Raw genomic sequence first — 18,095 nt, 5'->3', positions numbered from 1 at the left:
GCCGCGCACGGGAAAGCACCCCGGCGCGGCGAGCGGGCCGTCGGCCGTGGCTACTTCCGCACGCCGGCGTCGGCCGCGGGGGCGGAGGCCTCGCGCACCAGCTCCTCCGCGGTGACGTAGCGCGGCTCGATGTCCACCGGCACGTCCTTGAGCCGCTCGAGCACCTTGCGCACCGGCGGACGAATCACGCCCATCTTCGCCAGGAGCGCCTCGGCCGCCTTGCGGTCACCCTTGGCCTGAATCTCCATCAGCTGCTTCGTCAGCGAGGTGACGGACTTCTTCATCGTCTCCGGCACCACGGAGAAGGTGCCGTCGGGGGCGACCTTCACCGCGCCGGTGTCCAGGAAGTGGTTGAGCTGCAGGGCCACGCCCTTGCCGTGCGCCTCGTCGATGCCGAAGCGGATGGAGCGGAACGCGGAGGCCAGGAACGTCGTGTACATGGTGCGGCCCATCGCCTTGTCGATGACGCCCGTGTCCATCAGCCGCTGCAGCGCCCACAGGCCGGAGATGTCCGCCTTGGCCTCCTCGAGCGCGCTGGAGGACACCTGGAGCGCCTGGCGCACCGTCGTCGCCTTGCCGCCCACGGTGATGTTGTGCGGCCCCAGCCCGTGCATCAGCTCGTGCATCAGGATGTGCGTGAAGAAGGCGTCGAAGGCCACGTCCTGCTGGTCCTTGGCGGACAGCGCCACCTTGGCGATGGGCACCAGCACGCGCTGGAACTTGGCCTCCTGAACGTTCTTGAGCATCACGCGCTTGGAGCCCATGGCCTCCGTGACGCGCTCGTCGTTGGGCAGGTTGTACGCGGCCGTCTGCACGCCCCGGTTGGCGTCACCGGCGGAGAACAGGCTGTTGACGACGCGGATGGGGGCCAGCGCGCCCAGCTTCGGGTTGCGCAGCTTCGCGTCGATGGGCAGGTGGTTCTCCAGGTCCTGCAGGTGGTCGCTGAACTTCGCGAGCTTCTGCGTCTCCGCGTCGTCGCGCAGGCCGACGAAGGCCTCGAACGCGGCCTTGTAGTTGAACCAGCCGTCCTCGTAGACCTCGTAGGGCCCCACGGTGGGCTCGATGCTCGCGTCCAGCTTCATCCACGCGACTTCGCTCGCGTAGTAGTCGTTCGAGCCGAACGCGTCCGCGCGCGACTCCAGGAACGCCTTGAGCGTGGGCTGCTTGGTCAGCTGCGCGGCCTCGCGGAACAGGCGCGCGGCCTCGGCCAGCTCCCCCTGGTACTCGATGCTGTACGGCACGGAGACGAACTTGCCGTCGGTGCCCCGGCGGATGGTGGTGTAGAAGCCCGTGGCCTCCTTCTGCTGGGCCTCCGGCAGCGACTTCACCCACGCCTCCACCTGCTCCTTGGTGGCGCCAGCCGGATAGAAGTTGCCGGCCTCCGGCTTCGCGGGCACACCCGGCAGGAACGGCCGCCCCTCGTCCAGGCTGTTCCACGGGCCCTTGTCCAACACGAACGCGTGCAGACGCGCGCGGCCCAGCGGCGAGTCGTCCCGCGTGAGCCCCAGCAGCACCGTCTCGCTGCCCGCCCAGCGCTGGCGCAGGAAGAGCGCGTCCATCAACTGCGAGGCCTGGACGATGCGCGCGAGCGCCTGCCGCTCGTTGGCGGGCAGCGCCTTCAAGTCCACCTTCAGCTCCACCGGGGCGAAGCGCGCGGTGAGGCGCTGCAATTCGGCGGCGTCGGGCAGGGCGACGGGGGCGGCGGCGTGCTCGGCGGCGAGGGCGGAGCCGGACAGCATCGCCGCACCGAGCACGGACAGGAGGGTTCGGTTCATGGCCCTTCCCTACCCCAACGTCGCGCCCCCTCCCAGCGCTCCCGTGCTCCTGTACGCATCGGAACATTCCAGCCAGGACGGTTTGGCGGCGCGCGTCGGAGCCGGCTGACAACATGCGCAAGCCTGGATTTCCCGGGCAACCCAGGTGCCCTTCAACCCGGGCACGCGAGGACTTCTCATGACGACGACTCGAACCGACCCCTTGGCCCGCCGGGGCGCGCTGCCGGGGCTGCTGGTGGCCCTGTGCGTGGGGCTGTTCTCCTCCTCCGCGCTGGCGGCGGACGAGGTGCGCCTGCTCAAGGCGGTGAGCACGGTGAGCAGCCGCTATGGGCAGACGTGGCAGGACGTCACCTACCTCCTGGTGGTGAAGAACCTGGCCTACGAGAAGCAGGTCGCCATCCACGACAAGCAGCCGGATGGGACGTGGCTCGATTTGGAGGCCAGCTACGCGGGCGACGCGGGCACGGGCCACGAGCTGTGGAAGGTGACGCGGCAGTACCAGAGCTGGGGCACGTCCCCGCAGCCCACGCGCGATCTGGAGTTCGTGGCGAAGTACACGGTGAATGGCCAGACGTACTGGGACAACAACGGCGGGGCCAACTACCAGTTGGTGCGCACCAACGGGCCGCTGCTCCCGCGAGCCAACGTGCTGGTGGGCAGCAGCTACTGGCAGCCCACGGGTGAGGTGGACATCGGCATCGACGTGAAGAACCTCGCCTACACCAAGAGCGTCACGGTGGTGTACACGACGGACAACTGGGCCACGTCCCACGAGGTCGCCGCGTCCTTCGTCCCCGGCTACTCGGTGGGCTACGCGTACATCTCCAGCCCCAACGCGTACGGCGTGGAGCGCTGGCAGGCGCGCATCCCGGCCGTGTCCGGCACGCCGCTGTACTACATCCGGTACGAGGTGAACGGGCAGACGTACTGGGACAACAACTTCGGCTACAACTACCCGCCCATCTACCCTCCCCTCTAGCCCTCCCGAGGGCCGACCCGGGGGCCTGGCCGTCCAGCGCCGGGCCCGCCGGGGGGCATTCGGGCGACGGCCCTCGACAGGCCGGTTTGCATGGTTATGGGGAGACGACGCTTCGCGCCCACACGGGGCGCCCCGGAGGCCTTGAACCCATGACCGTCGACGCTTCCCCCCAGCGGGAAACCCACGCCTTCCAGGCGGAGATCAACCAGCTCCTCAGCCTGGTCATCAACTCGCTCTACAGCCACAAGGAGATCTTCCTCCGGGAGCTGGTCTCCAACGCCTCGGACGCGCTCGACAGGCTGCGCTTCCGCGCGATTACGGAGCCGGAGCTGCTCGCGGACGCGCCGGAGCTGGAGCTGCGCATCATCCCTGACGCCCAGAAGAACACCCTCACCATCGAGGACACCGGCGTCGGCATGTCGCACGACGAGCTGGTGAAGAACCTGGGCACCATCGCCCACTCCGGTTCGCGCGAGTTCATCCAGGCGATGACCCAGCGCGGCCAGAAGGACATGCAGCTCATCGGCCAGTTCGGCGTGGGCTTCTACAGCGCGTACCTCGTCGCCGACCGCGTGGAGGTCGTCAGCCGCGCCGCCGGCAAGGACAGCCAGGCGTGGAAGTGGACGTCCGAGGCGCACGGCACCTTCACCGTGGAGCCCGCCGAGCGCGCGGCCCGGGGCACCTCCGTCATCCTCCACCTCAAGGAGGACCAGAAGGAGTTCCTGGACGAGTGGCGCGTGCGCTCGCTGATTACGCAGTACTCCGACTACGTCGGCCACCCCATCAAGCTCCAGGTGACCAAGACGACGGGCACGGGGGACGACGCGAAGACGGAGAGTTCGCTGGAGGTGGTGAACAAGGCGAGCGCCCTGTGGCAGCGCGCCAGGTCGGACATCACCGACGAGCAGTACCAGGAGTTCTACAAGCACCTGACGCACGACTGGGAGAAGCCGCTCGCGTGGACGCACTTCAAGGCGGACGGCAACCAGCAGTTCACCGGGCTGCTCTTCCTGCCGAAGAACCCGCCGTTCGACCTGAACGCGCAGCAGCAGCGCGGGGTGCGGCTGTTCGTCAAGCGCGTGTTCATCATGGACCGCTGCGAGGAGCTGGTGCCGCAGTGGCTGCGCTTCGTGCGCGGCGTCATCGACTCGGATGACCTGCCGCTCAACGTGTCGCGCGAGCTGCTGCAGGACTCGCAGGTGGTGCGCGCCATCCGCAAGCACGTGGTGAAGAAGTCGCTGGACCTGCTCGAGAAGCTCGCCAAGGACAAGCCCGAGGACTACACGACGTTCTGGAAGGCCTTCGGCACGGTGCTCAAGGAGGCGCTGGCCACCGAGGCCGAGCACAAGGACAAGGTGGGCGGCCTCTTGCGCTACGAGAGCTCGCGCGACGAGGGGCTCACGTCCCTGGCGGACTACGTGTCGCGGATGAAGGAGGGCCAGGAGGCGCTCTATTACATCTACGGCGAGTCCCGGAAGGCGGTGGAGGACAGCCCGCACCTGGAGGCGCTCAAGCAGCGCGGCTACGAGGTCCTCTTCATGACGGACCCGGTGGACGAGTGGGCGGCGCAGGGCCTGCGCGAGTTCCAGGGCAAGCCGCTGGTGTCCGCGCTCCAGGCGGACCTGAAGCTGCAGTCCACGGACGAGCAGAAGAAGGAGCACGAGGAGAAGAGCGAGGGGCTCAAGGGGCTCACGTCGCGGATGAAGGACGTGCTGCAGGACTCGGTGCGCGAGGTGCGCGTGTCGGACCGGCTCACGGACTCGCCGGTGTGCCTGGTCGTCCCCGAGGGCGGCTCGCCCGCGTACCTGGAGCGGCTGCTGCAGCAGCGGGGTAAGGGAATGCCGAGGGTGAAGCGCATCCTCGAGGTCAATCCCAAGCATCCGGTCATCGAGCACCTGAAGACGCTCCACGCCCAGGACCCGGCCCAGGCGCAGGTGGCCGAGTGGATTGAGCTCTTGCATGACCAGGCGCTGCTCACCGAGGGCAGCACCATCTCCGACCCGAACCGCTTCGCGCGCCGGCTGACGACGCTGCTCACGCAGGTGGCGGGGCAGGCGGTGAAGGCGCCGGTGTCCGACGCGCCGAAGCCGGAGGCCCCGGCGCAGGCCGCGAGCTAGGGCACGGTACTGGGGTGAAAGGGCCTCCACTCGCGAGGGGTGGAGGTCCTCGTGCACCGGGCGCGGGAGGGGCCTTTCGCCGCCTTTCGCGCGATTCGCCGGCGCACAATTAGACAGCCTTGTGAGCGATAGGGAATGATGGCTGGATGTCCCAGACCTCCTTCGCCGTCTTCACTTGCGACATCCTCCCGACGGCGGACGCCTCTGTCCGCTCCGCCATCCAGGGAGTGGTCCGCGCGGAGCTCAGCAAGCCCCACCGTCGCGTGCGTCAGCCGCTCGGCAACCAGTGGCTGGTGCGCTTCGACGACGGTGGCTTCAATGCCTTCGTGCTGGTGCTGAGCACGCTGCGCGCGCGCTACCCGGAGTCCTTCCGCTACCTGGTCGTCGGCTGGAACGACATGGGCTCGGTGGCGCTCTATCCGTTGGGTGGGGCGACGCCCACGACGCTGAGCCTGGTCACCGCGATGGCCGCCGTGGCCTCGGGCGCGGACGAGCTGGCGGCGCCGCTGCTGCTCGCCTCGGGCCCGCTCACCGCGGACGACTTCCCGCTGCAGTGGGCGGACGAGGCCGGTGAGGCGCAGAGCCTCCTGGGCGCGTCGGCGCGGGCCCGGCGCGTGGCGACTCCCGGTCCTCGTCGGAGCGTGACTCGGAGGGCCCGCGCGGCAGCGCCCGTCATCAGCGCGGCGCCCGTGCAGGCCGAGGTGGTGGTGAGCGCGGTCGAGGTGGCGCCCGCGCCCGTGGTGAGCGAGGCCCCCGCGACGGAGGCCACCGAGGCCACGAGCGGCGGACGCAAGGGTGCGCGTCGCAAGGGCGCGCGCAAGGCTGGCACCGCGCGGGCGAAGAAGGCCGCGGGCGGCAAGGCGCGTGGGAAGCAGGCCGCCAAGGTGGCCCGGACGGAGCGCACGGAGGAGGCCGCGAAGCGTCGGCGTCCCACCGCGACGAGCAAGCGGACCGGTGGCAAGCGCCGGGGCACCGCGGTCAGCGCGAAGCGCTCCACGTCCGGCAAGCCCAAGGCGGCCAAGGCGAAGACCAAGACCGCTCGCGCGGCGACGAAGCGCAAGGGCAAGAAGGGCGCTCGCTGAAGCGAGGTCCGTGACGCCGCGCGCGGCTGACGTGCGCGGCGGCTTGCTTCACAACCGACGGTGGCTTCATGCGCTGGAGAGCCGGGCGCGCCTCCATGGTGTGCTCTCCGCGCGGCACCTTCGCGTTCACTCGCACCATTCGCGGCGCATCGCGCAGGGATGCTTCGCCGCGCGAGCCCACCCCATCACAACCCCATGTCGAGCAGCACCGCCTCCGCCGCGCGCCGCCCCGAGCCGAGCGCGCCATGGATGGACGCGCTGTCCCGGTGGTCACCACACACGTAGAGCCCCGGTGACAGTCGCACCGGCCGATGCGGCGGCTCCAGCGCGGCCATCGTCTGCGCCGGCAGCGCGAACGGCAGCGAGTACGTGCGCAGGTGCCGCCAGTCCGCCACCGCGGCGCCGAACCACTCCGCCAGCTCCACGCACACCTGCTCGCGCAACGCGGCCTCATCCGAGTGCACGCCCAGCACCGACACGGACACGAGCGCCTGTCCCGGGGGCGCATACGCGGGCGACACCTCGCTCATCACCGCGACGTTGTTCACCACGCCCTTCCCGTCACCATTGAGCAGCAGCCACGGCCCCTCCACCGGCGGCTCCGGCGCGGCGAAGTACAGACACGTCACCGCGTTCATCATCGGCACCGGCATCCCGGGGAGCAGCCGCGCCGCGGCCAGCGGGTCCGTGGCCACCACCACCGCCTTCGCGCCCAGCATCTCCCCGTCCTCCAGTCGCACCCGGTGGCCCCACACATCGGCCACGGGTGCATGCCTGCGCAGCGCGACAGGAGGCAGCTTCGCGGCGAGCTGCTCCGCAATCACCCCCATCCCCTGCTCCGGCACCCCGGCCTCGCCCGAGGCGAACATCCGGAAGACGAACTCGAGGAAGCGACTGGACGTGTTCAGCGAGCGGTCCAGGAAGACGCCCGCGAGGAAGGGCCGCAGGAAGCCCTCCACCATCTCCTCCGTGAAGCCCAGTTCCTCCAGGTAGCGCCGCGAGGTGCGCTGGGGACGCAGCCACACGTCCTCGTCCTCGCCCGAGCGCGACAGCTGCCGCAGCTCCAGCACGCGCAGCTTGTCGCCGAACGTCCCGGGCATGTCGAGCAGGTGCGAGAGCGCCGTCACCGGCTGACGCAGCGGGTCCGCCACCGTGCACAGCCGCCCGTGTCGCCACACCTTCGCCCCCGGCATGAAGCGCCGCAGCCGCAGCGCCTCCAGGTCGAGCAGCCTCCGCCCCTCCGGGTAGGCCGTCAGGTACACCTGGAACCCACGGTCCAGCAGGAAGCCCTCATGAGCATCCGTGCGGACGCGGCCACCGGGAGCATCCCCGGCTTCCAGGACCACCACTTTCAAGCGGGATTGGACGAGCGCTCGCGCGCACGCCAGCCCCGCGAGACCCGCGCCCACGACGATGACGTCCGGGTTCGACACGCGCTCTCCCACATCCACGCTGGCTCCCCTCCATGCTGGTGCGGCGAGCGCGCGGGCCGCAACCCGTACCGTCGTCCGGGTTGCTCGGGAGCGAACACTTGTGCAGAACTGGGAGGCGAGGCGCCACATGCAAGAGCCTCGAAACGCCGGGCTTCCCGGCGTCACCTGAGTGGAGAGAAGGCGGGTTACCCCATGTTGATCGTGATGCGACCAGACGCGACGGCCCAGGACATCGAGCGTGTGAACGACGAGATCCGCCGCCGTGGCTGGCAACCGCACGCGATTCCAGGGGGCACTCGCACGGCCATCGGCATCACCGGCAACCCCGGCGCGGTGGAGCCCGAACCCTTCCGAGTGCTGCCCGGCGTCGCGGACGCGGTCTCCATCTCCCAGCCGTTCAAGCTCGTCAGCCGTGAGGTGAAGCCGGACGACACGCAGCTGCGCGTGGGCAACCTCACCATCGGCGGCGCGTCCTTCCACGTCATCGCCGGGCCGTGCTCGGTGGAGTCGCGCGAGCAGATTCTGTCCACCGCCCACGCGGTGAAGAAGTCGGGCGCCACCATGCTGCGCGGCGGCGCGTTCAAGCCGCGCACCAGCCCCTACGAGTTCCAGGGCCTCAAGGGTGACGGCCTCGCGCTGCTGGCCGAGGCGCGCCAGGAGACGGGCCTGCTCGTCACCACCGAGGTGAAGGACACCGCGACGCTGGACGCGGTGGCGGACGCCACGGACATCCTCCAGATTGGCGCGCGCAACATGCAGAACTTCAGCCTGCTGGAGGCGGTGGGCGAGCGGCGCAAGCCTGTGCTGCTCAAGCGCGGCATGAGCGCGACCATCAAGGAGCTGTTGATGGCGGCCGAGTACATCGTCGCGCGCGGCAACACCCAGGTCATCCTCTGCGAGCGCGGCATCCGCACGTTCGAGACGATGACGCGCAACACGTTGGACCTGAACGCCGTGCCCATGCTCAAGCAGCTGTCGCACCTGCCTGTCTTCGTGGACCCCTCGCACGGCATCGGCGTGCGCAAGGCGGTGCCGGCGATGATGCGGGCGGCGGTGGCGGTGGGCGCCGACGGCATCATCGTGGAAGTGCACCCCGACCCGCCGCGCGCGAAGTCGGACGGCGCCCAGTCGTTGGACTTCTCCGAGTTCGACAAGTCCATGAACGAAGTGCGGGCGATTGCACAGGCCATGGGCCGTGAAGTCGTGCGGTTGGGATAGCGCGCGATGACCCTCAAGGAAGCGCTGGGCAAGGTGGTGGGCCGGCGCGACCTCACCCGCGAGGAGATGGCCCGGGTCATGGGCCTGATGCTCGCGGGCGAGGCTTCGCCTGCTCAAGTGGGGGCGCTGGCGACGGCGCTCAAGATGAAGGGTGAGACCGAGGACGAAATCCTCGGCGCGGCGGAGGCCATGCGGGCCTGCGCGGCGAAGCTGTCTCCGCGCGCGCAGGTGGTGCTCGACACCTGCGGCACGGGCGGGGACGGCGCGCACACCTTCAACATCTCCACCGCGGTGGCCTTCGTGGCCGCCGGGGCGGGGGTGACGGTGGCCAAGCACGGCAACCGCGCGGTCTCCAGTCGGTGCGGCAGCGCGGACGTGCTCGCCGCGCTGGGTGTGTCCATGGAGCGGCCGCATGAGCGCGTCGCGCTCGACATCGACGAATACGGCGTGGGGTTCCTCTTCGCGCCCTCGCATCACAGCGCGCTCAAGCACGTGGCGCAGGCCCGGCGGGACATGGGCTTCCACAGCATGTTCAACCTGCTGGGACCGCTGACCAACCCGGCCGGCGCGCGCTATCAGCTGTTGGGGACGTTCGACGGCAAGCGCGTGGAGCAGACGGCGCGAGTGCTGGGGCGATTGGGCAGTCGGCGCGCGTGGGTGGTGCATGGCCACGACGGGCTGGACGAAATCTCGCCCTGCGCGCCCACCGAGGTGGCGGAGCTGCGCGAGGACGGCACCGTGCGCTGCTTCACGGTGAGGCCCGAGGACGCGGGGCTCGAAGTGGTGCCGCGCGAGGCCATCGCTGGCGGTGACGCGGACGAGAACGCGAAGCGGCTGCGCTCGTTGCTGGACGGTGAGCGCTCCGGGCTGCGCACGGCGGTGCTGCTCAACGCGGCGGCGTCGCTCGTCGTGGTCGGGCAAGCGAACGACTTGCGCGAGGGCGTGAAGAAGGCGGAGCACGCCATCGACTCGGGCGCGGCGTCGCGCAAGCTCGCCTCGCTCATCCATGGGGCCGTGTCGTGAGCGGGGGCCAGCGCGGTAGCACGTCGTCTCCGGTCGCGCCGGGGACGCTGGACCTCATCATGGCGCGCAAGCGACGGGAGCTGGCGGAGCGGCCTCCCCTGTCGCCGCGCCCCCGTCCCGAGCCGCGTGACTTCGCGGGCGGCCTGCTGCGACGAGCAGCCGGGCGTCCCGTGAGCGTCATCGCGGAGGTGAAGCGCAAGAGTCCGTCTGGCGGGGCGTTTCCGCACGCGGACGTGGTGGCAGTGGCGAGGGCTTACGAGGCCGCGGGCGCCAGCGCCATCAGCGTGCTGACGGATGGGCCGGACTTCGGAGGCGCGCTGGAGGACCTCGTCGCGGTGCGAGCCGCGGTGTCGGTGCCGGTGCTGCGCAAGGACTTTCTCGTCGCGGCGCGCGAGGTGGAGGAGAGCGCGCTGTGGGGCGCGGACGCGGTGCTGCTCATCGCGGATGCGCTGGAGGACGGTGAGCTGCGCGAGATGCTGGCCACGGCGCGCGCGGTGAACGTCGCCGCGCTGGTGGAGGCGCACACGGAGGCGCACGCCGAGCGGGCGCTGGCGGCGGGCGCGGAGCTGGTGGGCATCAACAACCGAGACCTGGCCACGTTGAAGACGGACGTGGGCACGGCGCTGCGGGTGATGCCCAGGCTGCGCTCGCGGGCCCGCGTGCTCGTGGCGGAGAGCGGGCTCAAGTCGGTGACGGAACTGGTCGCCGCGCGAGAGGCCGGCGCCGACGCGGTGCTGGTGGGCGAGTCGCTCCTGCGCGACGCGGAGCCGGGACGGGCGCTCACGCGGCTGCTCGGACAGGAAGGCACGCCGCCGTGAGTGTCCGGGTGAAGGTGTGTGGCGTGACGCGGCTCGAGGATGCTCGGGCCGCGTGGGACGCGGGGGTGGACGCGCTCGGGCTCAACTTCTATCTGCCCTCCCCCCGGTATCTGGACCTGGCCACGGCGGCGAAGCTCGGGCGCACGCGGCCGCCCCTGGGGGCGCTGATTGGCGTGTTCGTCAACGCGGCGGCGGAGGACATCCGGCGGGCGGTGACGGAGTGTGGCCTCACGGCCGTGCAGCTCCATGGGGACGAGCCACCGGAGGCCTGCTCGGGGTTCGGGGTGCCGGTCATCAAGGCGCTGCGGGTGCGCGGCGCGGATGACGTGGCGCGGGCGCGGGCGTACGTGGGAGTGGGCGACGTGACGGGGTTGCTGCTGGACGGGGCGGCGCCTGGGTACGGCGGTGGGGGCGTGGGGTTCGACTGGTCGCTGGTGGCGGGAGTGTCGGGTAGCGGCGTGCCGGTGTTGGTGGCGGGAGGGCTGAAGCCCTCCAACGTGGCGGAGGCGGTGCGCGCGACGCGGCCTTACGGAGTGGATGTGGCCAGTGGGGTGGAGTCGGCCCCGGGCATCAAGGACATGGACGCGGTGCGCGCCTTCGTGCGGGCCGCGAAGTCCATCAACCTCTGGGAGTGACAGGGATGAACACGGAGACTTCCACCGGCCGCTTCGGCCGCTTCGGTGGGCGCTACGTGCCGGAGACGCTCGTCCCGGCGCTGATGGAGTTGGAAGAGGCGTACACGGCCGCCAGGGCGGACCCGACGTTCGACGCCGAGGTGGCGCGGGTGCTGCGTGAGTTCGTGGGTCGGCCCACGACGCTGACGCCGGCGCGCCGGCTCACCGAGGCGTGGGGCGGCGCGAACGTGTGGCTCAAGCGCGAGGACCTGGCGCACACGGGCGCGCACAAAATCAACAACACCGTGGGCCAGGTGCTGCTCGCGAAGCGGATGGGCAAGAAGCGCATCATCGCGGAGACAGGCGCGGGCCAGCACGGCGTCGCGACGGCCACCGCGTGCGCGCTCTTCGGGCTGCCGTGCGAGGTGTACATGGGCGCGCTGGACGTGGAGCGGCAGGCGCTCAACGTCTTCCGGATGCGGGCGCTCGGCGCGGTGGTGCGGCCGGTGGAGTCGGGCTCGCGGACGCTGAAGGACGCGATGAACGAGGCGATGCGCACGTGGGTGTCGCAGGTCTCGGACACGCACTACGTCATCGGCAGCGCGGCGGGGCCGCACCCGTATCCGTCGGTGGTGCGCGACTTCCAGTCCATCATCGGGAAGGAGCTGCGCACACAGGCGATGGCGGCGTTCGGGCAGCTGCCGGATGCGATTGTCGCGTGCGTGGGGGGCGGCTCGAATGCGATTGGCGTGCTGCATCCGTTCATCGGCGATGCGAGCGTGCGGCTCATCGGCGTGGAGGCAGGTGGGCACGGGCTGGACTCGGGCCAGCACGGGGCGTCGTTGACGCTGGGGACGGAGGGCGTGTTGCACGGCTCGCGCTCGCTGGTGCTCCAGGACGCGGATGGACAGATTCAGGAGGCGCACAGCATCAGCGCGGGTCTGGACTATCCAGGCGTGGGGCCGGAGCTGGCGCACCTGGCGAAGATTGGGCGGATGGAGGTGCGCACGGCGACGGACGACGAGGCGTTGGCGTCGTTCTACGAGGTGGCGCGCATGGAGGGCATCCTCCCGGCGCTGGAGACGTCGCATGCGTTCGCGCGAGGCAGGGAGCTGGCGCGGGAGCTGGGCGCGGGCAAGTACCTGGTCATCAACTGCTCGGGTCGAGGGGACAAGGACGTCGCGACGATTTCGGCACGCGGGGTTCCGCCGGCGGTGGGGGTGAAGGCGTGAGCGGCGAAATCGCGAAGGCGTTCGCGCGGGCGAAGGCTCGGGGCGAGGGCGCGCTGGTGGCGTACGGGATGGCGGGAGACCCGGACCTGGCGCGCTCGGTGGAGGTCTTCACGGCGATGGTGGAGGGAGGCGCGGACATCCTCGAGGTGGGCGTGGCGTTCAGCGACCCCATCGCGGACGGGCCGGTCATCCAGGGTGCATCGGAGCGCGCGTTGAAGGCGGGCTCCACGCTCAAGCGGGTGCTCGACGAGGTGGTGCCGGAGGTGCATCGGCGCTGCCCGGAGACGCCGCTGGTCATCATGACGTATGTGAATGTCATCATGGCGATGGGCGAGGAGCGGTTCGCGAAGCTGGCGCGGGAGCGCGGCGTGTCGGGAGCCATCCTGCCGGACCTGCCGCCCGAGGAGAGCGGGGCCTTGCGCGCCACGTTCGACGCGGCGGGCGTGGACCTGATTCCGCTGTGCGCGCCGACGACCCCGCGTGCGCGAGCCGAGGCCATCGCGAAGGATGGGCGCGGCTTCGTGTACTGCGTGTCGGTAGCGGGAGTGACGGGCATGCGCGCGGAGCTGCCTCCGGACCTGTCGCAGCGGCTGGACCTGGTGCGCAAGGCGTCACCGGTGCCGGTGGTGGCGGGCTTCGGCATCTCCAGCGCGGAGCAGGCGCGGACGCTGTCGGCGCACGCGGATGGCGTGGTGGTGGGCAGCGCGCTCGTCCGGGCCGCGCACTCGGATGGTCCGCAGGCCGTCAAGGCGCTGTGCGCGGACATCAAGCGCGGCTTGAAGCGCTGAAGTCGAGGGCGCATGGGCACGGAAGCGCTGCGTGCCCGTGCGACCCTCATGCTGAGGCCATGATGCTTCCGTGAGGAAGCCGTCCCTTCGGCATCGCTTTCATGGGCGCTCTCTCAAGGAGCGCACCATGCGTGGCAATCGATGGGCGGTAAGCGGGCTTCTCGTGGCACTGGTGACCAGTCCCTGCCTCGCGGAAGAGCAATGGCGGCCACATCGAGACCTCTCCCCGGAGTGTCTCCTCGACGCCTCCCATGCAGCCGTGAGGCTCCGCTTCGGGCAGTACGTCCCTTGCTTTGGCGGTAACTGGGGCTCGTTGACGCTGACCCACACTCCCGTCGCATCACGAATCGAAGGGGACGTCAGAGAGTCGCGTCGCATCCTCCTCAACGTGTCATCGCGGGTCCTGCCACCTTTCGTCTCGCAACAGATGTTCCGGGCATTGGTGGATGGCGCACTCCAACCCGAAGGAACGCCGAAATGCCGCGCCTCCGACTGGGCCTATTACGCCGTCACCTTCGAGTGGACCTGCGACACGCGGAGCCCCGAGGCATGGCGCGCAGCCAGTTTCCATGCGTCGATATGTGACGAAGATGAACTCTCCAATCTTCCCAGCCCCGCCCCACGCGAGACCACGAGCGCACACCGGCTCTATCGCACCGCGCACCTGATGCTCCGCGAGGCGCTCCGCTGATGAAGGCACCACGCGGATGGAACATCCACGCGGTGTTGGTGCTGATGCTCCTGCTATCAGGGGCCACCTCCCGAGCAGAGGAGACACCGCTCCCTCTCGTGAACCTCGGCGTCAGGGAGTTCGACATCCAAGGTCCCATCACCTTCGCGCGGCGCACCGATGACGACTGGTGGGCCCTCGCGTTCCACAGGAAGCCGCATCCAGAAGGGATTGACGAGCGAGCCCGCGTCTTCCGCAGCGCAGACAAGGGGCTCACCTGGCGAGAAGACAGAGAGGCCGCTTCAGCAATCCGCGCGCCCACAAGGCTCCTCTCCTCAGCCTCGCCTCGCTTCGAGTTCCTCATCTGGTACACCCCCAGCGTCGGAATCATCGCGGGCGACCTCGGGAACCATGTGTTCCGCACCTCGGATGGTGGCCGCACGTGGAAGAAGGTCGCTCTCACGAAGCCCCTCTCACTCCGTGCGATGGCGCGTGTGGGGCAACGCACCTGGCTCTGCGGAGTCGGTGCCACCCTTCTCATCAGCGACACCCAAGGCGCCGAGTGGCGAGAGCTCTCCAGCCTTCCGTTCCAGAGCATCACCAACCGGTGCGAGTCCCTCTCCTTCCGAGACGAAAACCACGGCTGGGTCGTGGGTTCGAAGTCAGGACTCTGGGAGACCCAAGATGGAGGTTCAACCTGGCACAAGCTGCCACTTCCCGAACGACCTCCCGTCGAACCTTCCTCCGGCGAGCGTACGCCCCCTTTGCTACATCAAGCCCTCCTGCTCTCCAGCAGGGTGGGTTGGGCACTCGGAGCAGGGGGGCGATTCCAGACCACGGATGGTGGGCTCACGTGGAAGTCCCGTCCGCTGAGCCCTCAACAAGCCCAAGCGGGCTTCGGCATCGTCCACCTCGAGCCTGAACGACACATCGTCACCCTGGGACGTACGGCCCCGAACCTTCCCCTGTCGAAATGGGTCCCAACCCTGGAGCGCATCACAGAGGTGATGGGCCTCGACACCGTCGTGAGCATCGACAGGCGCTACGGCCGACGAGGACCCTTCCGATGGGATGTCGCGGGGAAGCGAATCAGGGCAATCCCCCTCATCAGTCAGGGACCAGAACAATCGACCCGCTTGTTGGGAGTCCTGCTGCATCCGTCGGGTGAACGGTTCGGCTGGACCTCACGGAAGGTCCTCGCATCTCACGACCAGGGCAAGACCTGGTTCGTCCGGGGAGGGCCTCCCTCCACGGCGTTCCCCATCCAGAAGCTCCACTTCCAGGACACGCCGCTCGGCGCGCGACTGCTCGCGCTGACGGAGAACACAGCATGGGAGTCCATGGATGAAGGCTTCACCTGGTCACGCATCGACCACGGGCTCGACGGCTACGAGCGTGCGGTGGAGCAGGGGCTCTCACTGAAGGAGATGCGCCTGCTACCCACGCCGCGCTGCCTCCTGCTGTCACCCGACTCCATCCTGAAGGTCCAGTTCGGCATCCACGGAGAGGGCCATCAGGGCCAGGGGCATCTGGAGCTCACCCGGAGTGCCCATCACCTCTCCGTCTCGGGAGCGCACGCGTCCGGCCTCACCGAGAGCATCCAGGTGCCCACGCGGCGATACGTCCGCCCTGACGGCGAATGGTTTCTCCGCGACCTGGTTGATGCGGCGACACGACCCGAGCGCCCGGTGGAATGTGATGTGCATCTGCGCCACATCGTCACGCTCGAGTGGACTTGTGGAATCCAGGAGCCCGCGTGGCATCGAATCGACTTCCAATCCCCCATCTGCCCCAAGGACTTGCTCTACCAGCCGCCGAACTCATTCACGGATGGCGAATCGGAGGATGCTCCTTCCATGCGGGCTCGCTCCCTCCATCACACCGCGTACCGCCTGCTCCATGACGCGAAGCCCTGAGCACCCTCACCGCGTCACGAAGCCCCACGCGGCCGACGCACCACCGCGAACCCGAGCAGGCCCAGGAACGTCATCGCGGAGACGCCCAGTCCCCACCGCGCGGCAACATCCCGATAGGTCAGTGTTACCCGATGTCGCCCCGCTTTCACGGGCACCGCACGCACCGCGACGTTGGCCGGAAGAATCGGCGTCTCCACGCCATCCACCGTCGCCGTCCACCCGGGGAACCACGCGTCGTTCACGATGAGCACCGCGTCGCGAGGACTCTCCACCTCGAACTCCAGGGTCTCCGCCTCGTAGCGCTTGACCTTCACCTGTCCCCCACGGGAGACGTGTCTCCAGAGGCGAGCCCGGTCCCACCACACTCGACCAGCGCCACCTGCCCGGCACGCACGAGCGGGTCCGCCAGTCCCGGCATCGCCGCCTCGTACGACTCGACACAGCGCGCATTCGCCAGGAACGCCCGAGGCAGCACCTCCGGGTGCTCCACCAACACCGCCTTGATGGACCGGTCCGTGACCGCGTTCTTCTTCCCAGCCGCCTCCAGCACCTGCCACTCCACGAGCGGATGCACCGAGTACGCGACGGAGAACAGCGGCGCGCGCTCCAGGAACCACGGCGTCACATCCCAGACGACCGCACGCACCCGTCGACTCGTGGCGGGCAGGGTTCCATCCGCGCTCTCCATGCCCCACAGCCCCGGCGTGTCCGGCATGAGCGTCTGCGCCGCGACCAGCGAGCGCCACTGCCGAGCATCCATCCCCGGGATGAGCGACGTCACGCCAGCGACGTCGTAGTGCGAGGCCACCCGGATGGGCACCCGTGAATCCTCGCGAGGCTGCGAGAGGATGTGCTCGGCGAACGGAGGCGGTGTGGACAACACCTCCGGCGTGAGCAGTTCGTAGCTCCCGAACCCCACCACGAAGCCCGACACGAACTGCGTCACCAACAACACCCCGGCGCTCCCACGCGTCCACAGCACCCCACCCACACAGAGCACCGCGCTCACCAGCGCCACCCCAGAGACGAGCACGAACTGCCGCGACAGCAGCTCGCGCAGCTCCCCGGGCATCTCCGGCCAGCGAGGCACCAGCAGCAACGCGGTGAACCCCCGCCCCAGGGACTCGCCCACGATGAGCACCAGACACCCCACGCCCACCGCCGCCGCGAGCCGGAGGAACACCCGCCGGCCCTCCCCCTCGAACACGTGCTTCCACCCCAGGGCCGCCAGGAAACAGACCCCCAGCCCCAGGAACGGAACGAGCTTCGACGGATAGCGGAACACGCGCCACGGAGGCACCCACGTGTACATCGCCTCGTAGAGCGGCAGCGCGGGCCCCAGCGACAGCCCTACGACGAACAGCCACACGCCGCCCCAGAGCCACAACCTCCGGGAGCGGCGATTCAACCAGGCCGCCACCCCCGCGAGCAGCAGCACGGGCACACCCAGATACAGAGAGCCCACCCAGAAGCTCGCGTATCCCGAGGGCGCAAGCTTCGTGACGATGGCCAGCGTCACGTCCGGACGCTCGTCCGGCATCTCCAGATAGGCCCCCAGCAACGGCTCGAGCAGCCGCAGTGGATGCACCGCGTACTCCTGCGCGATGTCGAGCGACCTGCCACCCGCCTGCGCCGTCCCCATCAACGCCGCGGACGAGAACAACTGCGGCGAGGCCAGCAACGTCCCCACCCCCAGCACTCCCAACACGGACACGAGCCGGGCCCGCCGCGACTCCACGGGCGAGGAGAGCGCCAGCAACACCACCACCCCATACGTCACACAGAACGCCTGCACGTCCCCCGCGAGCAGCACCAGCGCCAGCAACACCCCCGCGGCCAGCAACCTCCCCGCCCCCGGCACGCGGAGCTGACGCTCCGTGGCCCACAGCGCCCACGGCACCGTGGCCGCGGCCATCAGGTAGCAGAGGTTGTTGGTGATGCAGACCAGGTAGCCGCTGAAGGCATACGCCATCCCCGCGAGGAACGCCCCCGCGCGAGGCACCTCCCACAGCCGCGTCAACGCATGAACCCCCAACAGCGCGACCGGGAAGCACAGCAGGATGTTCGCGTTGAAGGCGTGGTGCAGGGAGAACAGCAGGTACAGCAGCTTGCTCGGATGGAACGGCGCGACCACCAACGTGCCCGCGAAGGGCTGACCGAAGCCATCCAGCGTCAGCCACTCCGGAATCCGCCCGCCCAGCACCGCCTCGCGCCAGTAGTGGAACGCCGGCAGGTAGACGTACAGCGAGTCGCGCGCGCTGAACATCTCGCCGGTGGCGAACACCCGGGAGAAGTAGAGCGCCGTCAGCGCCAACGCACAGGTCACCAGCAACAAGCACTGGGACACCCGCGCGTCACGCGGCGGAACACTCGGAGGCAGGGCGGGGGCAGGAGGCTCTGGAGAAGACACGCGAGCCACGAGCATACCCA

At 69.6% G+C, this 18,095-nt stretch carries 15 protein-coding genes and 1 pseudogene; 12 read left to right on the top strand and 4 right to left on the bottom strand.

Features of this window, described 5'->3' with window-relative positions; translation table 11 throughout:
- Window positions 1-50: 50 nt before the first annotated feature.
- Window positions 51-1,775 carry a dipeptidyl-peptidase 3 family protein gene (locus tag K8640_RS19580; protein WP_223748398.1) on the bottom strand — a complete coding sequence of 575 codons (1,725 nt, stop codon included), beginning with the start codon at window positions 1,773-1,775 and terminating at the stop codon, window positions 51-53.
- 178 nt (window positions 1,776-1,953) lie between these two features.
- Here K8640_RS19580 and K8640_RS19575 point away from each other — a divergent pair, with 178 nt between their 5' ends.
- The 3 genes from K8640_RS19575 to K8640_RS19565 all read left to right on the top strand — a co-directional run bounded on the left by K8640_RS19575 (window position 1,954) and on the right by K8640_RS19565 (window position 5,953).
- Window positions 1,954-2,754, top strand: a complete 801-nt coding sequence (locus K8640_RS19575) for a carbohydrate-binding protein (RefSeq protein ID WP_223748397.1) — start codon at window positions 1,954-1,956, stop codon at window positions 2,752-2,754.
- A 149-nt stretch (window positions 2,755-2,903) separates the two neighbouring features.
- On the top strand, window positions 2,904-4,871 hold the full coding sequence (gene htpG, locus K8640_RS19570) for a molecular chaperone HtpG (RefSeq protein ID WP_223748396.1): 1,968 nt from the start codon (window positions 2,904-2,906) through the stop codon (window positions 4,869-4,871).
- A gap of 146 nt (window positions 4,872-5,017) precedes the next feature.
- Window positions 5,018-5,953: a hypothetical protein gene (locus K8640_RS19565; RefSeq protein WP_223748395.1), complete on the top strand. Its 936-nt coding sequence runs from the start codon at window positions 5,018-5,020 to the stop codon at window positions 5,951-5,953.
- A gap of 185 nt (window positions 5,954-6,138) precedes the next feature.
- Here K8640_RS19565 and K8640_RS19560 read toward each other — a convergent pair whose 3' ends face one another.
- Window positions 6,139-7,404: an NAD(P)/FAD-dependent oxidoreductase gene (locus tag K8640_RS19560; RefSeq protein ID WP_370640364.1), complete on the bottom strand. Its 1,266-nt coding sequence runs from the start codon at window positions 7,402-7,404 to the stop codon at window positions 6,139-6,141.
- 174 nt (window positions 7,405-7,578) lie between these two features.
- Between K8640_RS19560 and aroF the strand changes: the two genes are divergently transcribed.
- The 9 genes and pseudogenes from aroF to K8640_RS19515 all read left to right on the top strand — a co-directional run bounded on the left by aroF (window position 7,579) and on the right by K8640_RS19515 (window position 15,665).
- Complete coding sequence (aroF, locus tag K8640_RS19555; RefSeq protein WP_046715901.1) at window positions 7,579-8,604, top strand: 3-deoxy-7-phosphoheptulonate synthase; 1,026 nt, start codon at window positions 7,579-7,581, stop codon at window positions 8,602-8,604.
- Window positions 8,605-8,610: 6 nt separating this feature from the next.
- Window positions 8,611-9,627 (top strand): anthranilate phosphoribosyltransferase, encoded by a 1,017-nt coding sequence (gene trpD, locus K8640_RS19550; protein ID WP_046715902.1) that lies wholly within the window; start codon window positions 8,611-8,613, stop codon window positions 9,625-9,627.
- Between the two features lie 59 nt (window positions 9,628-9,686).
- Complete coding sequence (locus K8640_RS19545; protein WP_223748394.1) at window positions 9,687-10,445, top strand: indole-3-glycerol-phosphate synthase; 759 nt, start codon at window positions 9,687-9,689, stop codon at window positions 10,443-10,445.
- Window positions 10,442-11,080 (top strand): phosphoribosylanthranilate isomerase, encoded by a 639-nt coding sequence (locus tag K8640_RS19540; protein ID WP_223748393.1) that lies wholly within the window; start codon window positions 10,442-10,444, stop codon window positions 11,078-11,080. The genes K8640_RS19545 and K8640_RS19540 overlap by 4 nt, the downstream gene beginning before the upstream one ends.
- Before the next feature lie 5 nt (window positions 11,081-11,085).
- Complete coding sequence (gene trpB, locus K8640_RS19535; protein ID WP_141333160.1) at window positions 11,086-12,291, top strand: tryptophan synthase subunit beta; 1,206 nt, start codon at window positions 11,086-11,088, stop codon at window positions 12,289-12,291.
- Complete coding sequence (trpA, locus tag K8640_RS19530; RefSeq protein ID WP_223748392.1) at window positions 12,288-13,079, top strand: tryptophan synthase subunit alpha; 792 nt, start codon at window positions 12,288-12,290, stop codon at window positions 13,077-13,079. The genes trpB and trpA overlap by 4 nt, the downstream gene beginning before the upstream one ends.
- A gap of 127 nt (window positions 13,080-13,206) precedes the next feature.
- Entirely contained in the window at window positions 13,207-13,770 is a 564-nt protein-coding gene (locus K8640_RS19525) for a hypothetical protein (protein ID WP_223748391.1), read from the top strand.
- Window positions 13,770-14,453: pseudogene (locus tag K8640_RS43420) on the top strand (WD40/YVTN/BNR-like repeat-containing protein); the annotation flags it as partial. The gene K8640_RS19525 and the pseudogene K8640_RS43420, both read left to right, overlap by 1 nt.
- Before the next feature lie 432 nt (window positions 14,454-14,885).
- A complete protein-coding gene (locus K8640_RS19515; RefSeq protein WP_223748558.1) occupies window positions 14,886-15,665 on the top strand; it encodes a hypothetical protein in 780 nt (259 codons plus the stop codon).
- A 14-nt stretch (window positions 15,666-15,679) separates the two neighbouring features.
- Here K8640_RS19515 and K8640_RS19510 read toward each other — a convergent pair whose 3' ends face one another.
- Window positions 15,680-15,979: a YfhO family protein gene (locus tag K8640_RS19510; protein WP_223748390.1), complete on the bottom strand. Its 300-nt coding sequence runs from the start codon at window positions 15,977-15,979 to the stop codon at window positions 15,680-15,682.
- Window positions 15,976-18,000: a hypothetical protein gene (locus K8640_RS19505; RefSeq protein ID WP_223748389.1), complete on the bottom strand. Its 2,025-nt coding sequence runs from the start codon at window positions 17,998-18,000 to the stop codon at window positions 15,976-15,978. The genes K8640_RS19510 and K8640_RS19505 overlap by 4 nt, the downstream gene beginning before the upstream one ends.
- Window positions 18,001-18,095 lie beyond the last annotated feature (95 nt).

It is taken from the genome of Myxococcus sp. XM-1-1-1, from assembly GCF_020037095.1.
GTDB lineage: Bacteria > Myxococcota > Myxococcia > Myxococcales > Myxococcaceae > Myxococcus > Myxococcus fulvus.
Note: the sequence above shows the minus strand (reverse complement) of the source record. Positions and strands in the feature narration are given on the sequence as shown.